The sequence below is a fragment of the Nocardioides sp. REDSEA-S30_B4 genome, assembly GCF_001627265.1.
Lineage (GTDB): Bacteria > Actinomycetota > Actinomycetes > Propionibacteriales > Nocardioidaceae > Nocardioides.
Genome location: NZ_LUPI01000029.1, coordinates 56369 through 65311 on the forward strand (window position 1 = coordinate 56369; position 8943 = coordinate 65311).

6 protein-coding genes are annotated in these 8943 nt (G+C 73.1%); 2 read left to right on the top strand and 4 right to left on the bottom strand.

Translation table 11 applies throughout. The features are described from left to right. The first annotated feature begins 58 nt into the window (after positions 1-58). Entirely contained in the window at positions 59-2917 is a 2859-nt protein-coding gene (gene gcvP / locus A6R01_RS07540; RefSeq protein ID WP_292604847.1) for an aminomethyl-transferring glycine dehydrogenase, read from the top strand. 40 nt (positions 2918-2957) lie between these two features. Here the strand turns inward: gcvP and A6R01_RS07545 are convergent, their stop codons facing one another. After that, positions 2958-3470, bottom strand: coding sequence for a hypothetical protein (locus A6R01_RS07545; protein ID WP_292604848.1), 513 nt, complete (start codon positions 3468-3470; stop codon positions 2958-2960). An 87-nt stretch (positions 3471-3557) separates the two neighbouring features. On the opposite strand from A6R01_RS07545, the gene A6R01_RS07550 reads away from it, so the two are divergent. Beyond that, positions 3558-4967, top strand: coding sequence for a CYTH and CHAD domain-containing protein (locus A6R01_RS07550; protein ID WP_292604849.1), 1410 nt, complete (start codon positions 3558-3560; stop codon positions 4965-4967). Here A6R01_RS07550 and A6R01_RS07555 read toward each other — a convergent pair. The 3 genes from A6R01_RS07555 to A6R01_RS07565 all read right to left on the bottom strand — a co-directional run. Further along, the gene (locus tag A6R01_RS07555; RefSeq protein WP_292604850.1) at positions 4892-6289 is read right to left on the bottom strand and encodes a metallopeptidase TldD-related protein; all 1398 of its coding nucleotides are present in this window, start codon (positions 6287-6289) and stop codon (positions 4892-4894) included. The two genes, A6R01_RS07550 and A6R01_RS07555, sit on opposite strands and share 76 nt — an antisense overlap. Then, a complete protein-coding gene (locus A6R01_RS07560; protein ID WP_292604851.1) occupies positions 6286-7827 on the bottom strand; it encodes a TldD/PmbA family protein in 1542 nt (513 codons plus the stop codon). Before A6R01_RS07560 ends, A6R01_RS07555 begins: the two co-directional genes overlap by 4 nt. A 9-nt stretch (positions 7828-7836) precedes the next feature. After that, on the bottom strand, positions 7837-8943 hold a 1107-nt coding region (locus tag A6R01_RS07565), incomplete at its 5' end, for an SMC family ATPase (protein WP_292604852.1).

Here is an 8943-nt window from a genome sequence, read left to right on the forward strand (position 1 = left end):
CCGGTGACGTGACAGAGGGGGAGGGCCCGGACCCCGACGCCCCAGGAGCCCTACCCGCATGTCCTCCCAGCCCCACAGCAGCCCGACCGGCATCGCCATCTTCGCCGACCGACACATCGGCCCGCGGCCCCAGGACGTCGAGGCGATGCTCGCCCGGCTCGGGTTCGACTCCCTCGAGGCGCTGATGGCCGCGGCCGTCCCGGGCGGGATCCGCTCCGCGGCCGAGCTCTCGCTGCCGGAGGCGGCCACGGAGACCCAGGTCGCGCAGGAGCTGCGCGACCTCGCCGCGCGCAACCGGCCCGCCGAGCCGATGATCGGGCTGGGCTACCACGGCACCACCACGCCGCCGGTGATCCGGCGCAACGTGCTCGAGGACCCCTCCTGGTACACCGCCTACACGCCGTACCAGCCGGAGATCTCCCAGGGGCGCCTCGAGGCCCTCATCAACTTCCAGACCGTGATCGGCGACCTGACCGGACTGCCCACGGCGAACGCCTCGCTCCTCGACGAGGGCACCGCCGCCGCGGAGGCGATGACCCTGGTGCGTCGCGCCCAGCGCAAGGCGTCCGGGCCCTTCGTGGTGGACGCCGACGCGCTGCCCCAGACGATCGAGGTCGTGCGCACCCGCGCGGAGGCCATGGGCATCGACGTGGTCGTCGCGGACGTCTCCGCGGGCCTGCCGGACGAGCTCGAGCAGGTCTGCGGCGTGCTCGTGCAGTACCCCGGCGCCTCGGGTGAGGTGCGCGACCCGCGTCCGGCCATCGAGGCCGCCCACGAGCGCGGTGGCCTGGCCGTGGTGGCCTGCGACCTGCTCGCGCTGACGCTGCTGGAGTCTCCCGGCGAGCTCGGGGCCGACGTCGCGGTCGGCTCCTCCCAGCGCTTCGGCGTCCCGCTCTTCCACGGCGGGCCGCACGCCGGGTTCATGTCGGTCAAGGCCGGCCTGGAGCGCCACCTGCCCGGTCGCCTGGTGGGCGTGTCCGTCGACGCGGAGGGCCGGCCGGCCTACCGCCTGGCGCTGCAGACCCGCGAGCAGCACATCCGTCGCGACAAGGCGACCTCCAACATCTGCACCGCGCAGGTGCTGCTGGCCGTCGTCGCCGGGATGTACGCCGTCTACCACGGTCCCGAGGGCCTGCGCGGCATCGCCCGGGGTGCCCACGACCTCGCAGCGCGCGCCGCGGCGTCCCTGTCAGCGGCTGGCCTGGAGGTCCTCACGACCCGCTTCTTCGACACCGTCCGGGTCGCGGTGCCGGGTCGTGCGGACGAGGTCGTGGCCGCCGCTCGCGCCGAGGGGCTGCACCTGCTCCGGGTGGACGCCGACACCGTCGGCCTGTCCTTCTCCGAGGTGAGCACGCCCGCGACCCTGCGTGCGCTGCACACGGCCTTCGGGGTCACGCCCACCGAGGTCGAGCCGGTGGCCGCGCTGCCCGAGGAGCTCTCGCGCACCACCGACTACCTCACCCACGAGACCTTCCACGCCCACCGCAGCGAGACCCCGATGCTGCGCTACCTGCGCCGGCTCTCGGCCCGCGACTACGCGCTGGACCGCGGCATGATCCCGCTGGGCTCGTGCACGATGAAGCTCAACGCCACCACCGAGATGGAGCCGGTCTCGCTGCCGGGCTTCGCCGACCTGCACCCGTTCGTGCCGGCCGAGGACGCCGAGGGTTACCACGAGCTGGTGTCCACGCTCGAGGGCTGGCTGGCCGAGGTCACCGGCTACGACCGGGTCTCGATCCAGCCCAACGCCGGCTCCCAGGGCGAGCTCGCCGGGCTGCTCGCCATCCGCGGCTACCACCTCGGCAACGGCGACACCCAGCGCGACGTCTGCCTGATCCCCAGCTCGGCCCACGGCACCAACGCCGCCTCCGCGGTGATGGCCGGCATGCGCGTGGTGGTCGTGAAGTCCACCGACGACGGGTCGGTCGACCTCGACGACCTGCGGGCCCAGTGCGACAAGCACGCCGACACCCTGGCGGCGATCATGGTGACCTACCCCTCGACGCACGGCGCCTACGAGGAGGGGATCACCGAGCTGTGCAAGGTGGTCCATGACCACGGCGGGCAGGTCTACGTCGACGGCGCCAACCTCAACGCGCTGCTGGGCTACGCGCGGCCCGGCGAGTTCGGGGGAGACGTCTCCCACCTCAACCTGCACAAGACCTTCTGCATCCCCCACGGCGGCGGTGGCCCGGGGGTCGGCCCGGTCGCCGTGCGCGCCCACCTGGCGCCGTACCTCCCCTCGCACGGGATGCACCCGGACCCCGAGCGTCGCACCGGCATCGGCCCGATCTCGGCGGCGCCGTACGGCTCGGCGGGCATCCTGCCGATCTCGTGGGCCTACGTGCGGATGATGGGCGCCGAGGGCCTCACCAGGGCGACGGCGACCGCGGTGCTCGCGGCCAACTACGTCGCCGCGCGGCTCGACGAGCACTTCCCGGTGCTCTACCGTGGGCACAACGGGCTCGTCGCCCACGAGTGCATCATCGACGTCCGCGGGATCACCAAGGACACCGGCGTGAGCGTCGACGACGTCGCGAAGCGGCTGGTCGACTACGGCTTCCACGCCCCGACGATGTCGTTCCCGGTCGCCGGGACGCTCATGGTCGAGCCCACCGAGTCCGAGGACCTCGGCGAGATCGACCGGTTCTGCGACGCGATGATCGCGATCAAGGGCGAGATCGACCGCGTGGCCGCGGGGGAGTGGACTGCGGAGGACTCGCCGCTGCGACGGGCCCCCCACACCTCCCGCGCCCTGGTGGGCGACTGGGACCGCCCCTACTCCCGAGAACTGGCGGTCTTCCCGACCGGCATCGACCCCGACAAGTACTGGCCGCCGGTCGCCCGCATCGACCAGGCCTACGGCGACCGCAACCTGGTCTGCGCCTGCCCGCCGCTCGACGCGTTCGCCGAGTGAGGGGCTGACGCAGCACCGAGTCGTCACCGGACGTCGGGCGTCACTCGATGTCGGTCTTGGTCACCGTGAGGTCGAAGCGGAAGGCGTTGCTGCAGTCGAGCACGGCGTTGCGCTTCCTCCACGTGAGGACCAGGTCCGCCGCGAGCGGCTTGTGCACGCCGTCGACCACGACGTGCTGGCCGGCGTCGTCGAACTCGTCGTGGACCTCGACCGGGTCCCCGTCGCGGACGACGGTGCCGGCCAGGACGACCTTGCGGCCGCCGAGCGTGCCTTCCTGCTGCAGCTCGCCCCGTCGGACGATGCGGCCGTCGGGCTGGGAGATCCAGAAGTCCTCCTGGTCCTCGGCGCCGATCGCGACCAGGACCTCGTTGCCGTAGGTGCGGTGCTCGTAGACCGACACCGTCACCGGCCGGGTCCGCCACGTGCCGGCGCACTCGACGAGCACTCCCTTCTCGCGCTCGGTGGTGGTCTCGGCGTGGGCCGGAGCCGCGGCGGCGGCCAGGGGGAGGCCGGTCGCGATCGCGAGGGTGACCAGAGCGGTGGTGCTTCGCATGGTGGTTCGTCTCCTGTGTGGTGGTTGTCAGCAGGAGTACGCCGCACCGCCTGATCGGGTTGCATCGGGTGCGATAGGAATGTGCGGGTGAGCGACCACCACGAGATCGAGCGCACCTTCACGGTCGACAGCCGTACGACGATGCCCGACCTCGCCGGGGTGGGGGCCGTGGCCTCGGTCGGCCCTCCGGACGTCGTCGACCTCGAGGCGGCCTACCTCGACACCGCCGACCTGGCGCTGGTCCGTGCGGGCATCACGCTGCGACGACGCTCCGGCGGTGGCGACGAGGGCTGGCACCTGAAGCTGCCGGTCGGCGCGGGACGGGACGAGGTGCACCAGCCGCTGGGTGAGCCCGAGGAGCCGGCCCCGGACGCCCTGCGGGACCTGGTGCGCGCCTACACCGGTGGTCAGGACCTGGGCGTGGTCGCGACGATCAGCACGCGTCGCACCACCACCGCGCTGCTGGGCGACGACGGTGCGGTGCTCGCGGAGGTCTGCGACGACGAGGTGACCGGTCGGCTGCCCGACGGCCCGACCATGAGCTGGCGCGAGTGGGAGGTCGAGCTGGTCGATGGCGACGTCGACCTGCTGGACCTGATCACCGACGAGCTGGCCGAGGAGGGCGTGGTCCCCGCGCGCACCCAGCGCAAGATCGAGGCGGTGCTCGGTGACCGGCTCCACGAACCCGCCCGACCCCGGCACCCCCTGATCGCGTACCTCGCCGACCAGGTCGACGACCTCCGCACGCAGGACGTGGCCGTCCGGCGCGGCGATCTCCGGGGGGTCCACCAGGCCCGCGTCGCCTGCCGCCGGATGCGAGCCGCACTGGCGGCCTACCGGCCGCTGGTCGAGACGGAGGCGACCGAGCCGGTGCGCGAGGAGCTGCGCTGGCTGGGCCATGCGCTGAGCGACACCCGCGATGCCGTGGTCGCGCGGGAGCTGCTGATGACCGCGCTCGACGCGGAGGACCCGGCGCTGGTGCACGGGCCGGTCCGCGAGCGGATCGACTCCACCTACGAGCACCGGACCCGGGCGGGGATCGCCGCGGCCGTGCAGGTGCTCGACGGCGAGCGGTACGCCGCACTGCTGGAGGAGCTCCGTGCGCTGGTGGAGGAGCCTCCCCTCCGGCTGGAGGAGGCGCCGTCGGAGAAGGCGATGGAGGCCGCCTGGCACGAGGTGCGCAAGGCCGCCAAGCGCCTGCGGTACGCCGCGGAGGTGGCGCGGCCTGGTCTCGGCAAGCCGGCCAAGCAACTGGCCGAGCGGGCCAAGGAGGCCACCCAGGTGCTCGGTGAGCGCCAGGACACCGTGGTTGCTCGCGAGCACCTGCTGGCGCTGGCCGACGACGCCGGCACCGCGGGCGAGCCGACGTTCACCTACGGCCTCCTGCACGCACGGCAGGAGGCCCTGCAGGTCGAGCTCGCCTACCGTGCCTGGGAGACGCTGGACATGTTGAAGTCCGGCACCCGGATCGCCGGGGTCGCGGTGCGACTGAAGTAGTCGTCGCCCCACTCCCGGCTGAAGCTGGGCACCGTCGCCGAGGCGTGGGTGAAGCGGCGCAGCAGGTCGACCGGGCTCTCGTTCCAGCGGAAGTTGTTGACCAACCCGGCGATCTCCCCGTCCTCGACGAGGTAGACGCCGTCGCGCGTGAGGCCGGTCAGCAGCAGCGACTGCGGGTCGACCTCGCGGATGTACCACAGGCAGGTGACCAGCAGCCCGCGCTCGGCGCCGCGGACGAGGTCCATCACGTCCCCGGAACCGCCGTCGATCTCGAGCACCAGGTTGTCGACGTACGGCGTGACGGGCCGGCCGGTCATCGCGGCCGTCTGCCGGGTCTGCACCAGCGAGGCGAGCTCTCCGTCGTGGATCCAGTCGGTGCTGCCCAGGGCGAGCCCGTTGTCGAAGACCGAGTGGTCGTCGTCGGAGGACCCGGTGACGGCGAACGGCGAGCACTCCAGGCCCGGGTGGGCCGGGTCGGAGAACAGGCGCACCCCCGGAGCGGCGAGGCGGTCGCCGATGCGGGTGCCGCCGCCGCGGCGGGAGTAGACCGACTGGCCCTCGTGGGCGGCGCGCGCGCCGGCGTACCAGTAGGCGTCGATCATCAGGTCGGCCACCGCGCTGGGCGGCAGGATCGTGTCGTAGCGCCCGGCCGGCAGGTCGACGCGACGCTCGCCCCAGGCGAGCCGCTGCTCGAGCTCGGCCTCCATGGCCAGCGCGTCGACGTCGGTGAAGTCGCGGGTGGCGCCGCCGACCCAGGCCGACTGGGTCAGGGCGGCGTCCTTGCCGGTGCAGCCGTAGTGGCCGGTCGGCTGGACGTGGCGCAGACGCAGCCCGGTCGTGGAGCCGAGGTAGGTGGTCGTCACCTCGTGGCTGACGAAGCCGTAGAGCACCCGGTCGGCGGCCGATGACCGAGCGAAGGCCTCACCGAGCGCGGGTGCGAAGACGTCGTAGACGTGGATGTCGGTGGGGACCGGCGGGTCGTCCCAGTCCGGGCTCACGCGGTCGCGGACCAGCTCGGCGGCGTCCTCGGCGGGGGAGGCAGCACGGGCGGCCTCGTCGGCGGCGCGGACGAGGTCGGTGACCTGGGCCTGGGATGCGGCGCTGCCGGAGACCGTGCCGACCTGCACGCCTCCGGTGCCGCGGACGAAGGAGACCACCGAGACGTCCATGCCGTGCATCACGCCGTTGGTGGTGAGCGTGTTGTTGGCCCAGCGCAGGTTGGCGCCGGTCGAGTCACGCACCACGACCATGCAGTCGTCGGAGACGCTGGCGTGCAGGCCCTGCTCGACCAGGCTCTGCGGGGTGACCTGATGGGTGCTCACTGGCCGCCCTCCTGCGTGGTGTTGAGGATGTTGACGCCGCGGAAGAGCGCGGTGGGGCAGCCATGGCTGACGGCCGCGACCTGGCCGGGCTGCGCCTTGCCGCAGTTGAACGCACCGCCGAGGACCCAGGTCTCGGGGCCGCCGACGGCCTCCATCGAGCCCCAGAAGTCGGTGGTCGTCGCCTGGTAGGCGACGTCGCGCACCTGACCGGTCAGCTCGCCGTCACGGATGGCGTAGAACCGCTGGCCGGTGAACTGGAAGTTGAAGCGCTGCATGTCGATGGACCACGACTTGTCGCCCACGACGTAGAGACCACGCTCGACCCGGCCGATGAGCTCCTCGGTGCTGGGGCCGTCGGGCGCCGGCTGCAGCGAGACGTTGGCCATCCGCTGGATCGGGATGTGGCCCGGCGAGTCGGCGTAGGCGCAGCCGTTGGACCGACCCTGCGGGTGGTCGGGGCCGGCGAGCTCGGGCTTCATCGCGCCCATGGGACGGTCGAGCTGGTAGCCGACGAGGACCCCGTCGCGAACGATGTCCCAGGACTGGGTCTCCACGCCCTCGTCGTCGTAGCCCACCGTGGCCAGGCCGTGCTCGATGGTGCGGTCGCCGGTGACGTTCATGACCGGGCTGCCGTACTGGAGCGAGCCGAGCTTGTCGTAGGTCGCGAAGGAGGTGCCGGCGTAGTTGGCCTCGTAGCCGAGCGCGCGGTCGAGCTCGGTGGCGTGCCCGATCGACTCGTGGATGGTGAGCCACAGGTTGGAGGGGTGGATGACCAGGTCGTAGGAGCCGGGCTCGACGCCGGGCGCCTTGAGCTTCTCGGCGAGCAGCTCGGGGACCTCGTCGATCTCGGCGTCCCAGTCCCAGGCGCCCTGGGCGACGCTGCCGGCGACGTACTCCCAGCCGCGGCCGACCGGCGGGGCGATCGAGGCCATCGAGTCGAAGGTGTCGGCGCCGGTGCCCATCGCCTCGAAGCCCGGCTGCATCCGCACGCGCTGCTGCGTGGTGGAGGTGCCCGCGGTGTCGACGTAGTACTTGTTCTCCTGGACGGCCATCACGAAGGCGGTGGCGTGGTCGACCGCCGCACCGGTGCGCAGCCGTCGGGTCCAGTCGGTCAGCACCGCGGCCTTGTCGGCGGTCGCGACCTCGAGCGGGTTCACGTCGTACGCCGAGACCCATGTGACGTCGGCGTGCACGGGCTCGGGGGCGATCTCGACCGGCGTGGTCGTCATGGTCGCGGCGACCTCGGCCACGGCGACCGCCGTCTCGGCGACCCGGCGGGCCTCGTCGACGGTGAGCACGACGCCGGAGGCGAAGCCCCAGGCGCCGCGGTGGATGACGCGGACCGCGAAGCCGAGGTCCTCGACGTCGGAGGCGGACTGGAGGATCTCGTCACGGGCGCGCAGGTGCTGGTAGCGCACGCGCTCGAAGCGGAAGTCGGCATGGGTGGCGCCCAGCTCCGTGGCCCGGGCGAGGGCGACCTCGCCGAGGCTGCGGAAGGGGAGCGCGAGGAAGGTCGGATCGACCTCGGGTCGGCTCATGGCCGCAACCTACACGCCGCGCGAGAGCCGGACGCTCGACCCGCTGCGGCCCTTGGTGACGTGCAGCTGCACGGGGATCCGGTCGCGCATCTCGGTGACGTGGCTGACCACGCCGACGACCCGCCCGCCCTCGCGCAGCGAGTCGAGGGTGTCCATCACGTCCTCGAGGGTGTCGGGGTCCAGGGACCCGAACCCCTCGTCGACGAAGAGCGTGTCCAGCTCGGTGCCGCCGGCCTCCTGCGCGATCACGTCCGCGAGCCCGAGGGCCAGCGCGAGGGACACCACGAAGGTCTCGCCCCCGGACAACGTGACCGGGTCGCGGCTCTCCCCGGACCAGTCGTCGCGCACCAGCAGGCTCAGGCCGCCCCGGGTCTCGCCGGCGCCGCGGCGACCGGTGTGCTCGAGGGAGTAGCGCTGGTCGCTCATCCGTGCGAGGCGCTCGTTGGCAGCGGCGACGACCTGCGACAGGCGCCAGGCCAGGACGTAGGCCGAGAGCCGCATCTGCAGCGGGTTGTCGGCCGACCGGCCGTCGACGAAGGCGGAGACCGAGGTGGCCAGGCGCAGCTGCTCCTGGACCGGTGCCCACGTCTCCAGTGCGCCGGTCAGCTCGACGACCAGGGCGTCGAGGCGCTCGGCCCGCACCCGTGACGTGGTTGCCCCGGTCAGGGCCGTGGCGAGCCCGGCATGGGCGGCTGCGTGCCGGGCAGCCAGGACCTCGAGGTCGGGCAGGGCGTGCTCCTCGCCCGGGTCGGGGGCGTCGGCGAGCACCTCGGTGACGGCGGCCAGCCGGGCCCGGTGTGCCTCGACGGCCGTGGAGAGGCGCTCCTGCTCCGCGGCGGGCAGGGCGGCGGCGAGTGCGCTGCCGAGCTCGGCGAACCCGGCCTCGGTCACGGCCTCCTCGCACCGCGACAGTGCCTGCGTGGCCGACTCCTCCGCGATCGCCTGCTCGCGGGTCAGGTCGCGCAGCTGACGCACGACGCCGAGCCGGCGGTCGAGGGCGCGCTCGAGAGCAGCCAGGTCGGGGCGTCCGTCGAGCGGGAGCTCGGGCTCCGCGGGGTCGAGGCCGGCCGGATCGCCGCCGGCCAGCGCGACCCGGGCGAGCGAGCCGGCGGCGGC